This window comes from Xenorhabdus entomophaga, assembly GCF_037996725.1.
Taxonomy (GTDB): domain Bacteria; phylum Pseudomonadota; class Gammaproteobacteria; order Enterobacterales; family Enterobacteriaceae; genus Xenorhabdus; species Xenorhabdus khoisanae.
In genome coordinates, this window is the sequence record NZ_JBBMXH010000020.1 from 18542 (window position 1) to 40430 (window position 21889).

General features: G+C 46.6%; 15 protein-coding genes. 12 read left to right on the forward strand and 3 right to left on the reverse strand.

The window, feature by feature from the left end; all coding sequences use genetic code 11:
* Positions 1-131: 131 nt before the first annotated feature.
* The 3 genes from AAC854_RS06300 to AAC854_RS06310 form a co-directional block, all read right to left on the reverse strand.
* Positions 132-4571 (reverse strand): hemagglutinin repeat-containing protein, encoded by a 4440-nt coding sequence (locus tag AAC854_RS06300; protein ID WP_340616365.1) that lies wholly within the window; start codon positions 4569-4571, stop codon positions 132-134.
* 102 nt (positions 4572-4673) lie between these two features.
* Positions 4674-6365: a ShlB/FhaC/HecB family hemolysin secretion/activation protein gene (locus AAC854_RS06305; RefSeq protein ID WP_340616366.1), complete on the reverse strand. Its 1692-nt coding sequence runs from the start codon at positions 6363-6365 to the stop codon at positions 4674-4676.
* A 600-nt stretch (positions 6366-6965) separates the two neighbouring features.
* The gene (locus AAC854_RS06310; RefSeq protein WP_047963887.1) at positions 6966-7484 is read right to left on the reverse strand and encodes an Hcp family type VI secretion system effector; all 519 of its coding nucleotides are present in this window, start codon (positions 7482-7484) and stop codon (positions 6966-6968) included.
* Positions 7485-8402: 918 nt separating this feature from the next.
* On the opposite strand from AAC854_RS06310, the gene tssB reads away from it, so the two are divergent.
* The 12 genes from tssB to vasI are packed head-to-tail and all read left to right on the forward strand — an operon-like array spanning position 8403 to position 21889.
* The gene (tssB, locus tag AAC854_RS06315) at positions 8403-8900 is read left to right on the forward strand and encodes a type VI secretion system contractile sheath small subunit (RefSeq protein WP_047964027.1); all 498 of its coding nucleotides are present in this window, start codon (positions 8403-8405) and stop codon (positions 8898-8900) included.
* A gap of 20 nt (positions 8901-8920) precedes the next feature.
* Positions 8921-10399, forward strand: a complete 1479-nt coding sequence (gene tssC / locus AAC854_RS06320) for a type VI secretion system contractile sheath large subunit (protein WP_047964026.1) — start codon at positions 8921-8923, stop codon at positions 10397-10399.
* Positions 10400-10401: 2 nt separating this feature from the next.
* A complete protein-coding gene (tssE, locus tag AAC854_RS06325) occupies positions 10402-10842 on the forward strand; it encodes a type VI secretion system baseplate subunit TssE (protein WP_047964025.1) in 441 nt (146 codons plus the stop codon).
* Positions 10843-12675: a type VI secretion system baseplate subunit TssF gene (gene tssF / locus AAC854_RS06330; protein ID WP_047964024.1), complete on the forward strand. Its 1833-nt coding sequence runs from the start codon at positions 10843-10845 to the stop codon at positions 12673-12675.
* Positions 12639-13691, forward strand: a complete 1053-nt coding sequence (tssG, locus tag AAC854_RS06335) for a type VI secretion system baseplate subunit TssG (protein WP_047964023.1) — start codon at positions 12639-12641, stop codon at positions 13689-13691. Before tssF ends, tssG begins: the two co-directional genes overlap by 37 nt.
* Before the next feature lie 5 nt (positions 13692-13696).
* The gene (tagH, locus tag AAC854_RS06340) at positions 13697-14992 is read left to right on the forward strand and encodes a type VI secretion system-associated FHA domain protein TagH (protein ID WP_340616367.1); all 1296 of its coding nucleotides are present in this window, start codon (positions 13697-13699) and stop codon (positions 14990-14992) included.
* Positions 14976-15530 carry a type VI secretion system lipoprotein TssJ gene (gene tssJ / locus AAC854_RS06345; RefSeq protein ID WP_047964021.1) on the forward strand — a complete coding sequence of 185 codons (555 nt, stop codon included), beginning with the start codon at positions 14976-14978 and terminating at the stop codon, positions 15528-15530. The genes tagH and tssJ overlap by 17 nt, the downstream gene beginning before the upstream one ends.
* A gap of 2 nt (positions 15531-15532) precedes the next feature.
* Entirely contained in the window at positions 15533-16885 is a 1353-nt protein-coding gene (tssK, locus tag AAC854_RS06350) for a type VI secretion system baseplate subunit TssK (RefSeq protein WP_047964020.1), read from the forward strand.
* 2 nt (positions 16886-16887) lie between these two features.
* A complete protein-coding gene (gene icmH, locus AAC854_RS06355; RefSeq protein ID WP_047964019.1) occupies positions 16888-17655 on the forward strand; it encodes a type IVB secretion system protein IcmH/DotU in 768 nt (255 codons plus the stop codon).
* A 9-nt stretch (positions 17656-17664) separates the two neighbouring features.
* Entirely contained in the window at positions 17665-20427 is a 2763-nt protein-coding gene (locus tag AAC854_RS06360) for a type VI secretion system ATPase TssH (protein ID WP_340616368.1), read from the forward strand.
* Positions 20427-21224: a Fis family transcriptional regulator gene (locus AAC854_RS06365; RefSeq protein WP_273547045.1), complete on the forward strand. Its 798-nt coding sequence runs from the start codon at positions 20427-20429 to the stop codon at positions 21222-21224. Before AAC854_RS06360 ends, AAC854_RS06365 begins: the two co-directional genes overlap by 1 nt.
* Positions 21221-21889, forward strand: coding sequence for a type VI secretion system-associated protein VasI (gene vasI, locus AAC854_RS06370; RefSeq protein WP_340616369.1), 669 nt, complete (start codon positions 21221-21223; stop codon positions 21887-21889). Before AAC854_RS06365 ends, vasI begins: the two co-directional genes overlap by 4 nt.

Genomic DNA, 21889 nt, shown 5'->3' on the forward strand with positions numbered 1-21889 from the left:
CATTCTTTATATATGCATGGGAAAAAAGAGTAACAGGCAAAATGGAAAAGGCAACAAGGGAAGGGAAGCGAAAAAATACGGTAGCCAAATGATTGGCTACCGTATTGAAGATCAATGGTGGATCATGATGATCAATCTAATTGACGACCTTTAACTTCGCTGCGGATAGTTGGAAGTTCAGTGTCGTGGTTTTCATTTTTCACAAAAGGTACTTTGCCAGAGAAAATATCTTTTTGTGCAGAGGCAGCCAGGCCGATGATGGAATCTGGTGCGTTAACGCCCAAATTTCTGCCCTTGTCGTATCCCGTCACAGATTGCTGATTAATTTGCTGGGTATTCACAGTGACAGGCCCCTGTGCGCTGTCAATTTTGCTGCCTACTAAATACGTTGTTCCGGAAATATCCAGATTAACGCCTTGAGTGCCGTTCAGCGTTGTTTGTTTACCTACTGCTTCACGATCGAGCGTATCGTAATTGCCTTTGAGTTTGCCATTGAAGCCCTTGAACGCTGCTGTCAATCGGTCTTTCAAACCCGGAGCCTTACCATTGGCATTATCGGTTGCGGCATTTACTGATGAACCTTCTGCTGCGGTAGGAACAGCCTGTTTAGACGGGTTATCGCCTTTGACGGTTTTGCTATAACCCAAGCCAGCATCCAGTCCTGCATTCAAGCTGTGGGTACTGTCTTTGAGGCTTTCAACATTAAAATTGCCGCCGACTTTACCGGTGACTTGATCTGCTGTCACATTCGCGCCTTTGAGTGAGGTGTCGCCTGCACTGGTCAACGTAACATTGCCACCAGAAACTTGGGTGTTACGGTGCGTTGTCTGATCCAGACGGTTGACCCCGAATTTTAATTCACCGCCAATGTTATATTTATTGTCGACGATACGGTCAGCGGCTGCGGTATTGCCTGTTGCAGAATTATCGCCGGCAGTGTTGTTTGCTGCGCTGTTACCACCTTCGTTGTTGCGAGCCTTGGAAGAGAACCCTCCTTTAGCTTTAGCACCGGCATTCCAGCCATTGGCATTATCTGTATCTTGGGCTGAAGTCAGATCGATTTTCCCGCGTTGGGCAGTTAAGTCTACCTGTTTGCCGGATACATTTGCGCCTTGTAATGCCAGATTATTGCCCGCATTCAGGTTGACACCTTGTCCACCAGTAATAGCACTGGTCTGAGCCGTGGTTTTATTCTGATTGCTGGTGTTATAACCGCCACCGAGGCTGGCATCAAAATTCTTGCCATCCGGGTTGGTTCCTACTGTCAGGGAAATTTCCCCATTATAACCGGTGTTTTTTTGCTCGTTACGGTTGGTGGCCTGATTGAACTGGATATTTCCGCCAGCATCAACGTTGGTTGTGCCTTTGCCCGCATTCATTGATGTGCCTTGGTAACGTGCATCTCTGGTTACCTGAACATTAATGCCGTTTTGGGCATTAATGCTGCCGGTGACTGCGTTGGAATTGCTGTTGGATGTTTCCTTATAGCTGCCATTGCCTTTACCGTTGACGGAAATATCTGCCCCTGTGGTGGTGTAAACACGGAGACGTGCATTGCCAGTGGTATCAGAAGATTGGCTGTTCTGACTGTTTACAGCCGCTTCACTGGTATGGCTGCCTGCGGTCAGTGATACGCCGCCTTTATTGGCCTGATATTGCGTGCCCTGATCGTAAACATCGCCATTTGTTGTCACTTTGATATCGCCAGCTTTAACTGAAGTGACCACGGCATCGGATTTATGGTTATTGGTGTAATGGCTGTTGCCATTCATCTCCAGTTCAATACCTACGTTAGGCAAACCTGTTTTTGAAATGGCAGTGTCCAGCTTCTTGTCTGAGGCAGCTTTGGCTGTTTTTTCGATTGGGCGGGTTGTTGCACTGTAATCGGCTGTAGCACTGATCTCACCTCCTACCTGTAATTGATTGGTAGAGCCGGATTCAGTATTGGCTGTTGCCACATTTTTAATGCTGCCGGCATTGGCCTGATAAGTACCCTGTACTTGATGGTCAGTACCCTGTTGCTTCAATTCACCCATTGCATTCAGGTCAAGGTTGCCGGTGACCTGCGTTTTTGTCACTGTTGCGGTTGTCCGGTTCTGGGACTGACCATTGCGGTTATGGGCACCTTCAACACCGCTGCCGAATTTGTCCATACCGCCGGTGATAAACACGCTGCTATCGACTTTTTCTTGTGACGTTGAGGTTGAGGTACTCTCTTCACCCGCCAGCAGAGAAACGTTGTTTCCGGTGATTTTTGCATCACCTTTTGTTGTCACTAAATTGGCACCCGTGGCTGTGACATTTTTGCCGGCATTCACGGTGAGATTGCCACCGTTCAATTCTGATGGTCGTTGCGTTGTATTTTCGTTTTGCTGTTTATCAAGAGTATGTACGAAACCTACCCCAGCACGGTATTGCTTATCTTTTGCCTCCTTAGCGTAATACTGCCAGTCAAGATTGGTTTTCTCCTGTTGATACTGATTTTTCTCGCCATAATTCAGGATATTGATATTGCCCGATGTGTTAAGTTGCAGTTCACCGGCACTTTTCACCAGACTGCCAATCACATTGATATCTTTATTGCTGAGTAATTGCAGATTTGTATCGGAAACCAAATGACTGCCGGAAGATTTCTGCTGCTTATTCTTTTCTTGATTGGTATTTTTGGTGATGTTGAAGATCGTTCCTTTTCTTTCATCCACTTCTTTATAAGTGTGGCTGACCGCATTGTCGATCGTTAATTGACCATCATTGGCTTTAACATAGGCACCTTTCTCAGCTTTGACTTTACTGCCTGTAATCGTGACACCATTCATGCCAGACAGCAGTAAATGCCCACCCGCCGTAACTTCGGAAATATGGTGAGTTTCTGATTTATCATGGTTATCTTTCTTGCTGCCACCGGCAACACCGCCCCAATAGGTTTTATCCTTCTTAAGGACTTGGTCATCAACCAGAGATTGAACGTTAATATTGGTTTGCTGACCGGCAGAGACAATCAGATTATTACCGGAATGAATATGAGTACCCGTAATGTTGACATTGCCGCCTGCTTCAATACCTATATCACCACCTGCATTCAATTCATTGCCGACGCTTCTCTGAGCCGTATTGGCCTTGTTCCAGTGACCGGTTTGCAATGACAGAGAATGGTTCTTTTTATAACCCTTCTCTGTGGTTATTTCTGATTCCACCAACCCTGCCAGTTTCACATCCTTTTCGGCAGATACGGTCAGTTTATTACCCGCATTGATTTTACTGCCAAGGACTTCTGCATTACCTTCACTGGCTTTCAGATGAACGTCTTGACGAGCATTAATGGTGTTGCCTTCATGCTGATATTTTTCACTTTCATTGGTAACATCATATCGCCAGATCAATTGCCGTTGATTGTTCGTGCTTCTGTCAAGTTGGTGGAGTTCTTGCCCATCCAATTTAAGATCGGCACCGGTCAGGCTGACATTATCCCCATCAATATCAGTGGCTACTACACGGTTGTGTTGTTTGGCATCCAGCTTAATGTTCTTGCCTTCCAACTGGGTACGGGCAACAGATTCACTGATTTGTTTTTTCTGGATACCAACGCCCTTGAAATGGTCTTGGTTGTTATCACTGCCGGGAGTACCTGAAATGGATTGATTCAGGCGTCCCCGAGACAGCAAATTATTAGCCTGTAAAGTAATATCACCCCCTTTCAAGGCCGCCGCTTCCAGTTTTATATCGCCGTAGGATTCAATATCAATACCTTCATTAGCGGTCATTTTGCCTTGTAGATTCACACCACTGCCTTCCGCCGTATTCAGAATACGAATACGTCCGGCCTGCATACTGCCAAGATAGTAGCTGTCGAGTGCAGTGATATTCTCCTGCTGTGAAGCCAAAACGCGGCCATCGGCTGAAACTTGGTTGTTACCCGTCGTGATATTGATCGCTTTTGAGGCAATGACTTGACCATCGTTACCAATTTTAGGCGCGATCAAATTCAGTACGTTACTGCGGGATAAACCACTGTTGCCGATCTTCAGGGCATTCTGGTTATCAAAAGTGCTGAATCCCTGCAACACGCCATTTTCGACCAGTGGGTTACCAACAACCAGTGCTGCCTGATTTGTATTGATAAAACCGCAGCCATTACAGGTAATACCGTTAGGGTTTGCCAGTACATAGTCGGCGGCTATACCAAATATTTCTTGCTCCCCGAGTAAGAAAGACGGGTTACGGCTAATCACCTCATTTAATATCACGCTGGCAACCTGCCCATTCAGGTTGCTGTTGGCTGATAGTTCACCTGCCAATTGTGATGGCCCATTAACTAATGAGTTATTTAATACCGCTCCCATTTGATCAACGTTGTAATCCTGATATTGGTTATGTGATAACCCTGATTCAGAAGGCGCGACAATATTTATTACTGCCGCACCCGTGTCAGCCTGAATAACATCCGGGCGATGTGCTGCATCACCTCCCGGAATAATACCGTTTGCAAAACTGACCGAACAAGTTGCCAGGATAATTGCCATAGATGCGGCGAGTTTTCCTGTGGAAGAGAGTTTAAATACTTTGTTTTTCATATAATTACCTTTAGTTACTTTCTTTATTGCCATGAGCAGTGCTCTGGGGATGGATAATCCCCAAAACTGGCTGCGTTAAAAAACGTCAAATGGTGCGAAAAACTAAAAAGTGTAAGTAAAGCGGGTTAACAGTTGCATAGGTTCATCCGTGTTCCTATTTTGATGGGAGAGCAATTTGCCTCGACTTACTTCTATATCGGCAAACAGTTGCTGATAGCGCAGTGTCAGACCAGCACTTAATCCGGCACTACTTTGCCAGCCATTCTGGTTGCTTTGTCTGCTATTCTGACTGCGATGGTTTTTGATCTGTCCGATATCCACACCTGTATGCAGTGACAGTGAGCCGTTAGAGATGGGTATTGAGTGGGAAAGCGTATTCCTCAGATACCAGCCGTTATCGCCTGATGACACATTTTTGCTGAATCCTCGTACGGTATTGCGGTCGGTCACATTAATCCACTCAACACCCGGCAGCCCGTTCGGGCTGTACTGGGCGTAAAGTTGGCTATTAAAATGGTAAGGCTTATCAAAGAGCTTGAAACGTCGCTGTAAATTTGCTGATAACTTCCCTTTGGTAAATCGTTTGTTCAGACTGGTGCTGGAGGTTTGAGCACCAAACCACGGCATTCCCTGTTCAATACTCATATCAAGGGAGATCAACCCTGCGGGAATAAGCCGTAAGTGATTAACCCCTAGTTCGAATATGCTCAATGTCTGGCTACTGACGGCGATTTTGCCGTCTCCGAAATAGTTGTTGTAATTCTTATAAACCAATTGGGCGTGTAGGGTATCGATCTGATATTGATTGCGATGGAACACCCAATCGGTACGCATTCCTGTTTGTTTTGAATTTCCGTGTATTTTGACCGAATGTATCTGTAAGTGTGGATGGCCGGTATATTGGGAATAGCTGTTGAATCCGCTGACAGTAACGGCGCCGTAAGGGATCGAATAAAACAGGGTATAGGCACGGTTGTACTGGTGATTGGGTTTATCAATCGTGCTGCTGCCACTGAGGCTGGCAAAGTCAGATAATCCCAGTGGGCTGTCTACACTGGCATTAAGCCGCGTAATCCATTTCCCGGTGCTTTTTTGCCCGTAATTATCGGTTGTGGTGGTTATTCTCCACGGGGCGGAATGCCGATTGTGCAGTTTAACGATGGAGCCACCATTGACTGTGCCGGGCAGAATATCGAGCGTTGTTTTGTTTGAGCGCAGACGATTCGCCTGATCCAGACCCTGATCAAGTTGATTCAGGTTCAGTGGTTTGTTTGTCAGGTTCGGGAAGAGCGTCTGGCTATTGATCCAGCGATCGCTGCCTTCTACCGCTTCAACAAAACCCTCAACCACATTGATCCCCAGTTCGCCATTCGGGTTGGGGGGAATAAATTGCACCCGCGCGGTAATATAGCCTTTGGCAATATAAAGGTTAGTTATTTCTGCTGATAGCTTATTAATCTCATTACTGGTGATACAACTCTCGGGCAGTGCGCTGAGCGTATTCAGGTCACTCAGCGAAAGTAGAGTAATGCCCTGAAGATAAACGCTGTTGATAGCCAGACACGGAGGTGCATCTACCAGTACAGGGGAAACTTTTTGTGGTGACACGCTATCGGTACGATTGATTAGCCCCTGATGGCGTCGTTCTTCAATTAACTGATCTATTTCCCTCGAGCTGTCCTGTAAGGTTCTTCTCGTTTCATCTGTAGGGAGAATAGAGGACATCACATCAGGTGATGCGTTTACCTGAAGTGCCGTACCTAATAATATGAAAATTGCCGTCCTTTTAATCATGGGAGTACCCAAATGACAATAGTTGATGGAAAAAGTATCGTGTTGGGTTAAGATTAACCTTCCTGGTTTATTAATTAATCATTAGAGCATAGAAAATATTTTATTTTGCACTGATTAACGATTGCTTTTTGTTCTGATCTATTATTTGTAGTTATAAATTTACTTTAGTGGCTTATAATAACTCGAGTTGGTTATTTTCCCTCTTATTATTAAGGACATAAATTAAATTTAATTTGGCTTTAATTAAAATGCCCATTTCACTTTGTGCTGTTTATTTGAAAGTTTTGCTTATGTCATATTAATGAAAGGGTTTTTAGGGAGAAGGGTGAAAAACATGAGGCAAGGCATTTATTTATCATTAGATGATTTATTGTTCATTAATAACAACTGTGATTATGAATTCATTCATCTTTATTCATTGTAAAAATAATTACCACATAAAAATCTGACAGTGGGAAAAAAGCAGAAAAACAAATATAAGAGAGAAAAAGGGGAATTAAATTAAATTAGCAGGGCAATCAAGAAGTATCTGATTGAATCAGCCAATGAATAATATTCATTGGCTGAAAGGTTATTACTTAATACTTAATGAATAAGATATTAAGCAACAATTGGCGCGCGCCAGTCGTCAGAACCAGAAGTACCAGCAGTAGTGTGTTCCCACTCGATCTTACGGTAAGAAAGAGAAACACGAACCAACTGAGTGAACTCAGATTTTGCTGGGTCCTGGCAGTGTGGCATTTTGCAGTCGATATCAACGATAGTTGAATCTACCAGTTTAGTAGTGAAGAAATGCTCTTGTTTACCTTCGATAGAGGTACGGTACCATTTCAACTCTACAGTTGTCAGCATTTCGCCAGAAGCTAATGCGTTGTAAAGCAGAGGAACTGCTTTATTCAATGCAACGGTAAAGCGGAACGGTTTGTGCGCACGCTGGCCAGAAGGTTGTCCAGACTGTGGATCAGTCGGAACAGTAACGATGTGGTCAAATTCTTGAACCAGCATTTCGTCTTCGTGACCTTGAACAAAGATATTACCTACGGATTCAGCAGTGAATGCGCCAGCGGTAATATTGCCCTGAGTTTTACCATTGATGGAAATATAACATGGAGTTGGCATATGAATATCCTATAAAATTTTACCAATATTAGTGTAAGTGTTCGTTCCTTACGTGATTATCCCATTTATAAATCAAATGAAATTATCGCTTGCCAAACACTCGGGGCGAATAATAAAGCTGAAATTGTCTAATGCAAAGTCATTTGAAAAATGCAACTCGCACTCTAATTCAATGACAAATAAAAATTTTATAATCATTGCCGTTGTGAAATTTATGACTGAGTTTTTATAAACAATAAGCCGGTTAAACTGGTTATAAAGTGTTCTTTGATTTTGGTGTGTTTTTAATTTATTGATATATAATGATATTTTATTTTTTATTTAAATGTTTTTCATGATCATTCATAAAGTGTTAACTAGATCAAAAAAATGAAAATAATTTGGGTTGTAATGATAATTAATTAATCAAAATAGAATAAAAAATGATATTGACGATAATTATAAAATACGACTTGAAGGTTATATTTTATTCAGTTGAAAATGAAAAATATTTCTTTTTATACAATTAATAGGTAATGGGTCTGCACACTCTTGTAGAGAGTAAAACCAAACTTTTCTCTATTTTAGGAGAAAAGATTGGTTATAACTGGCTATGTATGGATATGAATAGATTAAAAGCTTGAATAGAGGCTTTTATCAATTTGTGTTTTGGCTTTACATCAAAAAAATAAAATGTCAAACTCGAACTTGACGATTTTTCATATCGATGTTATTTCCACGATTGGATAGGGTATATCTGATTATTTAACTATATGTTGATATAAAACTATTCGTACCTGCAAATATAGTTGTCTTCTTTTGCCTATTTTTTTAGGGAGATCTTCTGTATTTGTTATATAGGTAAACATTGGAATCATTCTCTCACCAATAATGAGTTGTTAGACAGTTCATGGTTGTATTAGCCAAAGGGATTCAAATATGAGTAAGAATAGTCCAGGTAGCGTAGCTCCGAAAGAAAGAATTAATATTAAGTATGTTCCTAACACCGGTGATCAAACCGCAGAAGTTGAATTACCTCTGAATCTTCTGGTTGTTGGTGACTTGAAAGGAAAGAGCGAAGATACGCCAATTGAAGAACGGCAAACAGTTTCTATCAATAAGAACAATTTTAATGCCGTAATGAATGAAGCGAACATCAACCTGACTTTTAATGTTCCTAACCGCCTCGATGAAAAAAGTGAAGAAGATCTATCAGTTAATGTGGATATAAAATCTCTGAGCGATTTTTCACCAGATAATATCGCGAAGAAAGTCCCTGAATTAAATAAACTTCTCGAACTTCGTGAGGCATTAGTTGCATTAAAAGGCCCATTGGGAAATATCCCAGCATTTCGTTCTCGCTTGCAGTCACTGCTGGATGATGAATCCGTTCGTGAGCAACTCCTGAAAGAACTTGAAATCGTCAATAAAAAATAACTGGTTAAAGGAATTTTTAAATGGCTCAGCACGAAGAAAACAGCACAGCTATTGCTTCTGGCGCAACGACCTCCTTGCTTGATGAGATTATGTCCCAGGCAAGAATGACACCGGAAAATGACGGCTACTACATCGCTAAACAAGGTGTTGCCGCGTTTATTGGCAGCATTTTGGATACTGGCTCTAACGAAGAACCTATCAATAAACTGCTTGTTGATAAAATGATCGTTGAGTTGGACAAAAAACTCAGCGAGCAGATGGATGAAATTATGCATGCCAAGCAATTCCAGGAACTGGAATCTTCTTGGCGTTCACTGAAAATTCTGGTGGATCGCACTGATTTCCGTGAAAACATCAAGATCAACATCATTCATGCCACTAAAGATGAACTGTTGGAAGATTTTGAATTCTCTCCTGAAATTATTCAGTCTGGTTTTTACAAGCACGTTTACTCCACAGGCTACGGCCAGTTCGGTGGTGAACCTGTTGCCGCCGTCATCGGTAACTATGCGTTCGGCAACACCACGCCTGACATCAAACTGATGCAGTACGTCAGTTCAGTGGGTGCGATGGCTCACGCGCCATTCCTGTCTTCTGTTTCACCTGAGTTCTTCGGTGTTAACAGCTTTACCGATCTGCCTGCCATCAAAGATCTGAAGTCTGTCTTCGAAGGCCCTTCACACACTAAATGGCGTGCACTGCGCGAATCTGAAGATTCACGTTACTTAGGTCTGACCGCTCCTCGTTTCTTACTGCGTCTGCCTTATTCCAATGTTGAAAACCCAATCAAAAACTTCAACTATCAGGAAAATGTCAGCCGTGACCACGAGCACTTCCTGTGGGGTAACACTGCGTACCTGCTGGCAAGTTGTCTGACTGACAGCTTCGCTAAATACCGCTGGTGTCCAAACATTATTGGCCCACAGAGCGGTGGTGCCGTGAGCGACTTGCCTGTTCATCTGTACGAAGCAATGGGTCAGGTTCAGGCGAAGATCCCAACTGAAGTGCTGATCACTGACCGTCGTGAATTTGAACTGGCAGAAGAAGGCTTCATCACCCTGACCATGCGTAAGGGCAGCGATAACGCCGCATTCTTCTCTGCAAACTCAGTGCAGAAGCCAAAAGTTTTCCCGAATACCCGTGAAGGGAAAATTGCGGAAACCAACTACAAGTTGGGTACACAGCTTCCGTACATGTTCATCATCAACCGTCTGGCTCACTACATCAAAGTATTGCAGCGCGAACAGATCGGCTCCTGGAAAGAGCGCCAGGATCTGGAGCGCGAACTGAACATGTGGCTGAAACAGTACATTGCTGATCAGGAAAACCCACCAACTGACGTTCGCAGCCGTCGTCCTCTGCGTGCAGCAGAAATCAAGGTTCTGGATGTTGAAGGCGATCCAGGCTGGTATCAGGTTGCGATGCAGGTTCGCCCACACTTCAAGTACATGGGTGCAAGCTTCGAACTGTCTCTGGTTGGACGTTTGGATAAGGAATAATCATGGCTGCGCTGTACAGTTGGAACAGAGGCAGCTCTGCCAGTCTGTTTGAGCGCATTCAAGGGAAGAGCTCCGGCTCTTCCCATCAGTCAAGGATGCGTGCACTGCTTGATTCTATCAAGAAGCATTTGAATGAAGTGTTGAATTCCCGTCCCGGTGCGTGCCAAAGCGCCATTGACCTGGGTGTCATTGATCTTAATGACGCGACCGCAACATCGGTGGATTTCAAGCAAAGTATCGAATGGGCGATTGAAGAGTGCATCAGAAATTATGAGCCCAGAATATCAGCGGTTTCTGTCAGCGCTATCAATGATGATTCAGATCCGTTGCTGCTGAGCTTTCATATCAGCGCTGAAATCTCTCTGGATGATATCAACGACCTTGTGGAATTTAGCATCCAGTTGGATAACAACCGGCGCTACTGCCTGGAGCGATCTCAATAAATGTCATTTGAAAAATATTTCAGAGATGAGTTGAACTATCTGCGACAACTGGGGAAAGAAGCCGCAGTTGAGCGTCCTCATCTTGCCGCATTTTTGTCAGAACAAGGTTCTGACCCCGACGTTGAACGTTTGCTTGAAGGTTTTGCGTTCCTGACCGGCAACCTGCGGGCAAAGATTGATGATCAGTTCCCTGAATTGACCCACGGCCTGCTCAATATGCTGTGGCCGAACTACCTGCGTCCAACCCCCAGCATGACCATCATTGAGTATACCCCTGATGAGAGTGTTGTGACGAAAGCGACACAGGTTAAGCGTGGTACTCAGATTATGAGCCACACGCTGTCAACTCAGGATGATATTTATTCGAACGAAAAATCGGGCGGTAAAAAAGACGATCACGGTCGCTGTACCTTCACGCTCTGCCGTGATGTGTGGTTATTTCCACTTTCCATCCGCGACATTTCCGTCAATAACAGTAATGAGAACGGGATCATCGGCCTGAATTTTGCGTCGAAAACCGAACTGAACCTGCATGAACTGGAGCTGGGCAAACTGCGCTTTTATCTGAGTGGTGATAACTATACCACTTCCCAGCTCTATTTCTGGCTCTGTTATTACTTCAGAAAAGCGGAACTGGTCGTGGGCGATACCGTGATCCCGCTGCCCGATTTTGATTTTGTGCCCGTGGGATTTGAGCGGGAAGATGCGCTGTTGCCTTACCCGAAAAATGCCTACATGGGATATCGCATTTTGCAGGAATATTTCTGTTTCGCGGAAAGCTTCCTGTTTTTTGATGTGAAAGGTTTCCCGGAACTGCCTGAAGATCTTAAAACCAAAGACTTCAAACTGAATTTACATTTTTCTCAGGCACTGCCACCAGAAGCCAAGGTCCGCCATGACACTTTTCGTCTGCACTGTACGCCGGCAATCAACCTGTTCCCTATGGACAGTGAAGCTATTGAGCTTAATGGCAGCCAGACTGAATATCCATTGAAGGCCAGTTACAGTTTTCCGGATAACTACGACATTTTCTCCATTGACGGCGTGGAAAGCTGGCTGACAGGTGAAAATGGTGAACGCAGCCGTGCCCGTATCGGCGAACGTGTTTATACCCCGTTTGAGAGTTTCAATCACCAGATTGATAACGAAGACGAACGCTCAATGCGTTATTACCGCCTTCGGGTGAAAGAATCGCCTTTCCGCAGGGGGTTGGAACATTTCATCTCATTTGTGCGGGGAGATGAATCCGATCTGCTCAGACTCAAGCTGAAAGAGAATGTCTCTATCAGTTTGACCTGTACCAACCGTGAATTGCCGCTGGAACTGCGTGTTGGCGATATTAATTATCCCTCAATCGGCAGCCCGTCATTTGCGACATTCCGCAATATCACGCGGCCGTCAGTGCCTCTCTATCCTCTGCTGGATGGCGGATTGCATTGGTCACTGCTGTCAAATATGTCGCTGAACTACATGTCATTGCTGGATAGGGACGCGCTGAAACAGGTACTGCGTACTTACGATTTTCCAAGTATTCACAACCGTCAGTCCAAGCGTTCATCGCAGAAACGTCTTGATGCCATTGAAAAGATTGAAACAGAGCCGACAGATCGTCTGTTCCGTGGTCAGCCTGTGCGTGGATTGCGCTCAACGCTATATATCCGGCAACAGGCATTCAGTTCAGAAGGCGAGCTTTATCTGTTCAGTACGATTCTGTCACGGTTTTTCTCACTGTATGCCAGCGTCAATGCTTTTCATATGTTGAAGGTAATCAATCTAGATAATCAGGAATGTTATGAATGGCCGGTACAGATAGGTCAACACTCGTTGATGTAATCACGGAACAGGATCCTGCCAAGCCACTGGCATTGGACATCTCACAATACAACTTTTACCAGTTGGTTGAGTTACTTAACCAGCTAGCGGTAGCGTGGGAAAAAACCGGAGAGACAGATCGTCCCGATCTGGAGTCTGTCCGTTTCCGATCCAGTGCCAGTCTGGCGTTTCCGACGCGTGATGTCATCTCACTCGCACAATCCAGAAAGGGATACTTCGAATTGGAAGTTTCCTTTATGGGATTGCACGGTAGCCAGTCTCCGATGCCGGGCTACTATCTGGATTCGCTGGCATGGGAAGATGCTCAGGGAGAAAACCGCCTGACGGATTTTCTCAACCTTTTCAACCATCGCTTAATTACGCTCCTGCATCAGATCTGGCGGAAATACCGCTATTACATCTGCTTCAAGAAGGGCGGGGAAGATAACTTTTCCCAGCGCATGTTCTCCCTTGTCGGTTTAGGCAGTGATGTCAACCGCCGGATGCTGAACATCAACCACAGCAAGATGCTGGCGTATGCAGGATTGTTGGCAAGCCCGGGCCGCTCACCGGAAGTGATATGCAGCCTCGTTTCCCACTGTTTTGATTTGCAGGATGTCACGCTGCACGGTTGGCAGTTCAGAAAAGTCACCATCCCGATGGATCAGCAGAATCGTCTGGGGGGAACCAATAAAGGGCAGAAAATCGGTGATACCGAACTGTCTGTATTGGGACAAAACTTCACCATCGGTTCATGGGTCGGGGATTACAGCGGAAAATTCCTGCTTAGCATCAACGACCTGACGCGTGATCGGTTTCTGTCATTCCTGCCTGATGGAAAGAACTATCTTCCTTTGGTGATGTTTATCTCCTTCGTCATGCGTAGCCAGTTTGCCTGGGAACTGCGTCTCGGTCTGGCTGAGAATCAAGTCGGCGGCATGGTGCTGGGGGCGAAGCAGAATAACCATCTGGGGTGGACCAGTTTTCTCGGCGAACCGGAAAAGAAACCCTTTGTCACAATTTCAGTTATGGAATAACGACTATGGAAAAACATCAACCAACCCTTTCATTGCGGGTTCTTAATAGTGAACAGCTGGAAAGTGGTAAAGCTGCCAATTGCCAGTTCTCGACACAGGGCGGTACGGTCGGTAGCAGTGAAAGCCACCTTTGGTCTGTGCAGGATCAGCAGGGAAATGTTCGTCCGTCACAATTCGCCATTAAATGGCAGGATGGGGCATTCTGCCTGCAAGTGCTTGCTGAGCCGGTGCAAATCAACAAGGCGACCCTGACGCCTCAGTCAAGTCTGATCCGTTTGCAGCAAAGCGATCAAATCAAAGTCGGCAATTTATCGATCAAGATCCACATCAGTTTTTCTGAATCAGATCGCGTTGATCCTTCAACCGTATCACCGGAATCATTGGTTTCCAGTTACAGCAACCCGCTGGATGCCATGATGGAAGGCGTGCTGCTACAAAAATCCGTGTTTGCCCATGATGAAAGTATTGCTCCGACGGTGATGCACCGTTTCAGTGATGATCCGCTTCGGGTACTTGACAGTGAAAGCCTGACCACGCTGAAACCGGAAGTTGAGGCCGACGATACGGAACAACTGTTGCCACCGGATCATTATCAATCACCGCCATTTGCTAACCCTATTTCTGATAACCGAGGCAGTGTTATGGATCAGGAGTTCCTTGATTTACCGGATATCGCTTCCGATCGGCAGTACGAAGATATGGATGTTGATCATGTTGCTATTACCCCTCTTATGCGTGGTCTGGGGGCCAGACTGCCTTTGCATGATAGCCAGCAGGCGAATGACTTTTTGCAAGAGATGGGCAAAACCATGAAAGCCGCGATTGAAGGGTTATTGGCGCTTCAACGCGAACAACACGGGCTGCGTGATAAACAACTTCGTCCTATCGAAGATAACCCGCTGCGCCTGAACATGGATTATGACACGACCATGCAGGTGATGTTCTCAGATCAGAAAAGCCCTGTTCACTTGTCTGCGCCGGCGGCAGTAGCGGAAAGCCTGCAAAACCTGCAACTGCACTATCAGGCCAACCGCGTGGCCATTTCTGCCGCGCTGGACACTATGCTGGAAGCTTTTTCCCCAGATCAACTGCTCCGCCGTTTCTCACATTATCGCCGCAGTAACGAAGTCAAAAATAAAGACGCATCCTGGGCGTGGGAAATGTACACCAATTACTACCGCGAATTAGCTTCCAGCCGTCAACAAGGGTTCGAAAAGTTATTCCGCGAGGTGTATGAGCAGGCTTATGACCGTGCATTGCGTCAGGGCTTGGAGGAATCCAGCAATGACACATTCCGCTAGTCGCCGTATATGGGCTGTAGGGATTTTATTGCTGTCAGTGATGTTGTTGAACGGCTGTAGCAGTGCATGGAACGCAACAAAAAAAGTTGGTCAGGTTATCTGGGACCCTTCCACACCGGTAGGTAAACCTGATGATCAGGCTTCTGTTGCCAACATTACATTGCTGGCTGAACCCGACATCAACCCCAATGAAAGTGGTGAAGCGGCGCCTGTTGAAATGAATCTGGTTTATCTCAGTGAAGACTCTCGTTTTCTGGCAGCGGATTACGACCAGCTTGAAAGCGACAAACTCGAAAAGGCACTGGGGAAAAACTACATCGATCATCAGGATTACACGCTGCTGCCGGGGCAATACAAGCCTCTGGAAGCCATCACATTGGAAAAGAAGAACCGTTACATCGGTGTCATCGTTCACTATGCAGATGCAAACCAATCTGAATGGAAAAAGATCATCCGGGTAAAAGACATCGGTCGCCATTACCACATCTTGGTGCATGTCAGAAATAACGACGTCGAACTTAGAAAAGAGGAGGAGTAATCATGCCAGGTAAAAATCGGGTGATTTGGCACGAAGGATTATTCATCAAGCCACAACATTTTCAGCAACAACAAAAACACATTGATTATTTGGCACATAGCCTTGTTTCAGTATTGACACCTTATGCGCATGGTTTCAGCTCTCTGAGCATCAATGATGATCTGCTTAAACTGGGACGCATTGGGATTACCGAAGCCAGCGGCATTATGCCTGATGGCACCTTATTTTCGGCACCCAGCCAGGACTTGCTGCCAAAACCGCTGGATATTGAAAATATCAATGACCTGAAAAGCAAAGATATTTATCTGGCGTTACCCATGTCCAGCGATACCATCCGGGAAATTGCTGATCGGGATGCAGAAATCCAGAGTGCGGTGCGTTATCGGGAACTGCCGACGGATATTCGTGACCTGCATACCAAGGGCGGTGATGCCTTCATGCTTAACCTTGCTCAATTGACGCCAGTCCTGATGCAAGGTTCAGAGGATATGAGTGCGTACACTGCGATCCCATTGTGCCGTATCAAAGAAAAACAAAAAGACGGCACTATCGTTCTGGATAACGAATTTATCCCGACGTGTTTGTCGATCTTCGTGGCTGACAAGCTCAAGCGTTTCATGGTGGAAATCGATGGCCTGCTGACAGAGCGTTCAAGAACACTGGCTAAACGTATCGGTTCGCCGGGTCAGCAAGGTGTTGCGGATGTCGCGGAATTTATGATGCTGCAATTGCTTAACCGTGTTCAGCCGTTGTTCAACCATTATGCAAAACAAACCGTTCTGCACCCGCTGCATTTATATACCGAACTGCTCCAGACGTGTGGTGAGCTGAGAACCTTCACCGATGCAAGCCGCCTGCCGGGGAATGTATTGGCGTATGACCACAATAACCTGACAGATACTTTTCAGGATGCAATGCACGCAATCCGTGATGCGTTGAACGTCGTTCTGACACCGCGTGCAACGTCGATTGCCCTGAAACAGAACGAAGGCGGTATCCGTGTGGCAACGCTCCACGACAACGATCTGCTGCGTAAAGCCGAATTCGTACTGGCAATCAGCGCCAGCACGCCGCAGGAACAATTGCGTCGTCAGTTCGTTCAGCAAACCAAAGTCACTTCGATGGAAAAAATCCGCGATCTGGTCAGCGTTCAGTTGCCGGGCGTGCCATTGATTGCACTGTCCGCAGCACCTCGCCAGTTGCCGTATCACTCTGGATATACCTACTTCCGTCTGGATCAGAAGAGCCCGGCATGGAAAGAAATCCAGCAGGGAAATTCCATCGCATTCCACGTATCAGGGGATTTCCCTGACTTAGATATGCAGCTCTGGGCTATCAGGGGCGGTAAGGAATAATCATGAGTGATATCAATGTTGACAGTCTGTCGCTGGAAAAGTCTGAAACGCTGAAAACATTTCAGCATCAGTACCAGCTACCGTTGCGGGGTGAAAGCCTCAACCCAATGATCGATGCCGCCACCCCGTTGTTGGGGATGGTTTTACGCTTACAGGACATGAATGATCAGGCACTGCCGGACAAGCTTTACCAACAGGTTGTGACTGACATTCGAGCCATTGAGCAGTTTCTGCAAACGAAGGGTTATGAACCCGGCGCGATTGTTTCATTTCGTTACGTACTGTGCACCTTCATTGATGAAACCGCGTTGGGGCACGGTTGGAACAGTCAGAATGGCTGGTTGAAGCAATCACTGCTGGTTCACTTCCACAATGAAACCTGGGGAGGTGAGAAAGTTTTCGTGTTGCTTGAACGCTTAATGGGAGAGGCGCAGCGTTACCAGCATCTGCTGGAGTTCATTTACCTCTGTCTCTGTCTGGGATATCGCGGACGTTACAAAGTCAGCACCCAGAAAAGCGATGACTTTGAGCGCCTGTTCCGCCGCTTGCAACAACAGCTTCACTCACTGCGCGGAGATGCGCCGCCGACCACGCTGTACGTCAATATCAACGAGAGTGATGCGCGTTATCGCCTGAGCAGACGATGGACTATCAAACACCTGTTCTGTATCAGCGCAGGTTTGCTGATTGCCATTTACAGCTTCTATGCCATTCGCCTCGGTGATCAGACCCAAGACATATTAAAGCAGCTAAGTAACTTATTGAGATAGGAAGTCGCCATGATTCAGATTGATCTGCCCACTCTTGTAAATCGTTTAAACCCGATGACCCGCCATGCACTGGAAGCGGCGGCGGCATCTTGCGTCAGTCAGCAACAACCTGAAATCACAGTTGCACAACTGCTGCTTCACATGATCGATACCCCACTCAGTGATGTGCGACTGATTCTAAATAAAGTAGACATTGATAAAGATCTAGTGAAAGAACAACTCGATCAGGTGATGACGCATCATCAGTCGATTGTGCAGGCTTACCCCAATTTCTCCCCGATGCTGGTGGAGTGGTTGCAGGATAGTTGGCTGCTGGCCTCTACAGAAATGCAGCACAGCGAACTGCGCAGCGGCGTTATGCTGATTGCGTTGCTGTTCAGCCCACTGCGTTATCTGGCACCACAAACTGCGCGTTTGCTGGCGGGTATCAACCGTGAATTGCTCCGCCAGAATTTTGCTGAATGGACAAATGGCTCTGCCGAGCAACCTTTTGCTGCCAGCGATAAAGAGGGGCAGGGGGTACATCCGGCAAACAGCGACAGCCTGCTGGCTCGCTTTACCCAAAACATGACCGAACAAGCCCGTCAGGGCAAACTCGATCCGGTTTTGTGCCGTGATAATGAAATCGATCTGATGATCGACATTCTTTGCCGTCGTCGCAAAAACAACCCTATCGTTGTCGGTGAAGCCGGTGTAGGTAAAAGTGCCCTGATTGAAGGTCTGGCATTGCGCATCATTAACGATCGCGTACCGGATAAATTGCGCAACAGTGAACTGATGACACTGGATCTTGGGGCATTGCAGGCGGGTGCTGCGGTTAAAGGTGAATTTGAAAAACGTTTCAAAGGCATCATGGCTGAAATTAGCCAGTCGTCAAAGCCCATCATCCTGTTTATCGATGAAGCCCACACTCTGATTGGTGCCGGTAACCAAGCGGGTGGTCTGGATATCTCCAACCTGCTGAAACCTGCACTGGCACGTGGCGAACTGAAAACCATCGCGGCGACTACATGGAGTGAATACAAAAAGTATTTCGAAAAAGATGCTGCCCTGTCCCGTCGCTTCCAACTGGTGAAAGTTTCTGAGCCAACCGCAGACGAAGCCACAGTTATCATGCGTGGCCTGCGTGCCATTTATGAACAGGCACATGGTGTTCTGATTGATGATGAAGCGCTGAAATCCTCTGCGGTATTGAGTGACCGTTATCTTTCCGGCCGTCAATTGCCGGATAAAGCGATTGATGTACTGGATACGGCCTGTGCCCGTGTTGCTATCAACCTGACTTCACCACCACGTCAGATCTCTTCGTTGACGACCGAATTGCACCAGATGCAAATGGAAATCGACGTGCTGGAAAGAGAGCAGCGTATGGGGCTGAACGTCCATGCGGAGCGATTGGAAGAGCTGCAAAACCAGCAGAAAGAGATTCAGGGGCAACTTGCTGAGCTGGAAAGTAACTGGCAACAGCAACAGGAATTGGTGAAACAGATCATCGACCTGCGCAGCCAATTGCTGGCTGATGATTCTTTATCGGCTGATGCAGAAAAAACGGCCGAAACCACCGTTGAAAAAGCGGTTGAAGAAGTTGCTGAAAACGCGGAAGAAAATGAAGCGGACGAGCAAGACAAGGCCGTTGAAGAAGCCGAAGCAGCTGAAGCAGTCGAAGAAACTGCCGGTGAGCGCTCTACCGATGAACAATCCCTGATCGAAAAACTGGCGGTGCTTAACGCACAACTGGCAGAGCTACAGCAGAAACAAACTCTGGTTTCTCCACACGTGGACAAAACCCAGATTGCGGCGGTCATTGCTGAGTGGACAGGCGTTCCACTGAACCGCTTGTCACAGAGCGAACTGTCCATCGTCACTGAACTGCCGACTCACTTGGGGCAAAGCATCAAAGGGCAGGAAACGGCAATCCAATGCCTGCATAAACACCTGCTGACCGCCCGTGCGGACTTGCGCCGTCCCGGTCGTCCTCTGGGGGCATTTCTGTTGGTGGGGCCAAGCGGTGTCGGTAAAACCGAAACTGTCCTGCAAATTGCGGAACTGATGTTCGGTGGTCGCCAATACCTCACCACCATCAACATGTCTGAGTTTCAGGAGAAACATACGGTTTCCCGCCTGATTGGTTCACCTCCGGGTTACGTCGGTTATGGAGAAGGTGGCGTGCTCACCGAAGCTATCCGCCAGAAACCGTATTCCGTTGTTTTGCTGGACGAAGTGGAAAAAGCGCACCCGGATGTACTGAACCTGTTCTATCAGGCGTTCGACAAAGGGGAACTGGCTGATGGAGAAGGGCGCATCATCGACTGTAAAAACGTCGTGTTCTTCCTGACTTCTAATCTGGGCTACCAAACCATCATAGACAATGCTGAACAGCCGGATCAGCTCAACGACCTGCTTTATCCCGAATTGGCGGCATTCTTCAAGCCGGCACTGTTGGCACGTATGGAAGTGATTCCTTATCTGCCGCTGGGCCATGAAACACTGAAAACCATCATTCAGAGCAAACTGGCCCGACTGTATACGCTGCTGACTCAACGTTTCAACGCCGAAGTCACTATCAGTGATGAAGTCTCGGAAGAGATCCTGCAACGTGCTACCCGTGCAGAAAACGGTGCCCGTATGCTGGAGTCCATCATTGATGGCGCACTGTTACCGCCGGTTTCATTACTGCTGTTGCAGAAAATGGCTGCGGGGACACAAATCAGCGCTATCCGCTTAACCGTAGCAGAGCACGAGTTTCAGGCAGAGGTTGAGGAGGCAGAATAATGAAACAGCGGCTGAAAAGCGCGTTAGCGTTATTGGACGATGACACTATAGAACAACTGGTTGACCATTTTTTGCAGGTCAGCCATAGCTCGCGTTTTGATGCCCTGTTGGTTTTCCTGCTTAACATCACTGAAAACAGGCTGGAAAGCTACAACCTGCCGGAACCTCAGCAGACCAATTCACGTCGGCTGCATGTGGCTATCGATGACGTCAATAATCCGTTGATACAAGTATTACGCAAGGGAACCCCAACAGTTTGGGATTCCCTTAATCACGGGGCGCGCATTGATGATCCTTACTTCCGCACGTTTATTGCAGAGTTACCGCATAACTGTGGGTTGTACGGCATTCCCCTGTTTGACTGCAACGGGCAGGCTTGCGGTGTAATCGCCATATTTGCCGAAAATGTCAACCATTTCACCAACAATGAAAACATGTTCGGCATTTATTGCCATGTTATGCAACATCGCCTGAAAAAATTGCAGGAACTCGAACAACTGCGTGGACAGTTACGCCAAATCCGCCAGGTATTTCAGGTTCAACGCCAGAAAGAAAAACAATTGGATGAACTGCTGGCTTCCCTGAGTGAATCGAAAAACCCAGCGGCAGTCAGCAGTATCTCCGTGGATTACAGTCATATCGATAATCTGCCAAAGGCCATAGAAGAATTTGAAAGCGCCGTGTTGGTTCAACGTCAGCGTCAGTTTGGTAACGACACCCGATTGATTGCGCAAAGCTTGGGCATTGCCCAGCGGACGTTGGTTTACAAACTGGCTAAATACGGGTGTAGATTATGAATATTGTTTTAATTATCAGCTCATTACTCGCGTCATTGGCAGGGAATCCTAAGCTTGCGGCGGTGGTAGAACCAAAGGAAGCAGTCGCGGTAAAGGAAGAACAAAATTTAGATGAACTGTATAACTGCCGTTTTGAGCCTTCTCCTCTTATCCGGCTGGCATGTTATGACAGTGCGTTGAATAACCTCAAGTTCAAAACTGTACAAATTCCTATCGAAAATATGGGGCCTTCATGGCGGCAGGCGATGGAACAGGAGATGAAACGCACCGATTACTCCACTGATTTCATAGTGAAGCAGGGAGAGAACGGTGAGGCCCCGGTTATCCTGACCACGCCCGCGCTTGGGGTAGCACCCCCGCGTCCCGTATTAATGCTGAGTTGCATCGACAGTATCACCCGTTTGCAGGTGGCACTGCCTAAAGCCGTGGAATCCGGTGTTGTCACCGTGACAACAGATAAAGCCGAGTACCGAACGGAATGGTTTGTGCGCGAACACGGTTACTTATGGGAATCCAGCCGTGGCTTACCGGGCATTGAGGAAATCAAGCGCCTGATGAACAGCGAACGGGTGACCATTACGGGCAGTAATGGTCACCAGATAACCTTTAACATTTCTCAGTTGGAGCAGGCAGCCAAACCATTGCGCGCTGCTTGTCGTTGGTAA

What these genes read in the sequence shown, in the direction of transcription:
- AAC854_RS06300 (WP_340616365.1), bottom strand. Translation starts at nt 4,571, where the DNA reads ATGAAAAACAAAGTATTTAAACTCTCTTCCACAGGAAAACTCGCCGCA.
- AAC854_RS06305 (WP_340616366.1), bottom strand. Translation starts at nt 6,365, where the DNA reads ATGATTAAAAGGACGGCAATTTTCATATTATTAGGTACGGCACTTCAG.
- AAC854_RS06310 (WP_047963887.1), bottom strand. Translation starts at nt 7,484, where the DNA reads ATGCCAACTCCATGTTATATTTCCATCAATGGTAAAACTCAGGGCAAT.
- tssB (WP_047964027.1), top strand. Translation starts at nt 8,403, where the DNA reads ATGAGTAAGAATAGTCCAGGTAGCGTAGCTCCGAAAGAAAGAATTAAT.
- tssC (WP_047964026.1), top strand. Translation starts at nt 8,921, where the DNA reads ATGGCTCAGCACGAAGAAAACAGCACAGCTATTGCTTCTGGCGCAACG.
- tssE (WP_047964025.1), top strand. Translation starts at nt 10,402, where the DNA reads ATGGCTGCGCTGTACAGTTGGAACAGAGGCAGCTCTGCCAGTCTGTTT.
- tssF (WP_047964024.1), top strand. Translation starts at nt 10,843, where the DNA reads ATGTCATTTGAAAAATATTTCAGAGATGAGTTGAACTATCTGCGACAA.
- tssG (WP_047964023.1), top strand. Translation starts at nt 12,639, where the DNA reads ATGGCCGGTACAGATAGGTCAACACTCGTTGATGTAATCACGGAACAG.
- tagH (WP_340616367.1), top strand. Translation starts at nt 13,697, where the DNA reads ATGGAAAAACATCAACCAACCCTTTCATTGCGGGTTCTTAATAGTGAA.
- tssJ (WP_047964021.1), top strand. Translation starts at nt 14,976, where the DNA reads ATGACACATTCCGCTAGTCGCCGTATATGGGCTGTAGGGATTTTATTG.
- tssK (WP_047964020.1), top strand. Translation starts at nt 15,533, where the DNA reads ATGCCAGGTAAAAATCGGGTGATTTGGCACGAAGGATTATTCATCAAG.
- icmH (WP_047964019.1), top strand. Translation starts at nt 16,888, where the DNA reads ATGAGTGATATCAATGTTGACAGTCTGTCGCTGGAAAAGTCTGAAACG.
- AAC854_RS06360 (WP_340616368.1), top strand. Translation starts at nt 17,665, where the DNA reads ATGATTCAGATTGATCTGCCCACTCTTGTAAATCGTTTAAACCCGATG.
- AAC854_RS06365 (WP_273547045.1), top strand. Translation starts at nt 20,427, where the DNA reads ATGAAACAGCGGCTGAAAAGCGCGTTAGCGTTATTGGACGATGACACT.
- vasI (WP_340616369.1), top strand. Translation starts at nt 21,221, where the DNA reads ATGAATATTGTTTTAATTATCAGCTCATTACTCGCGTCATTGGCAGGG.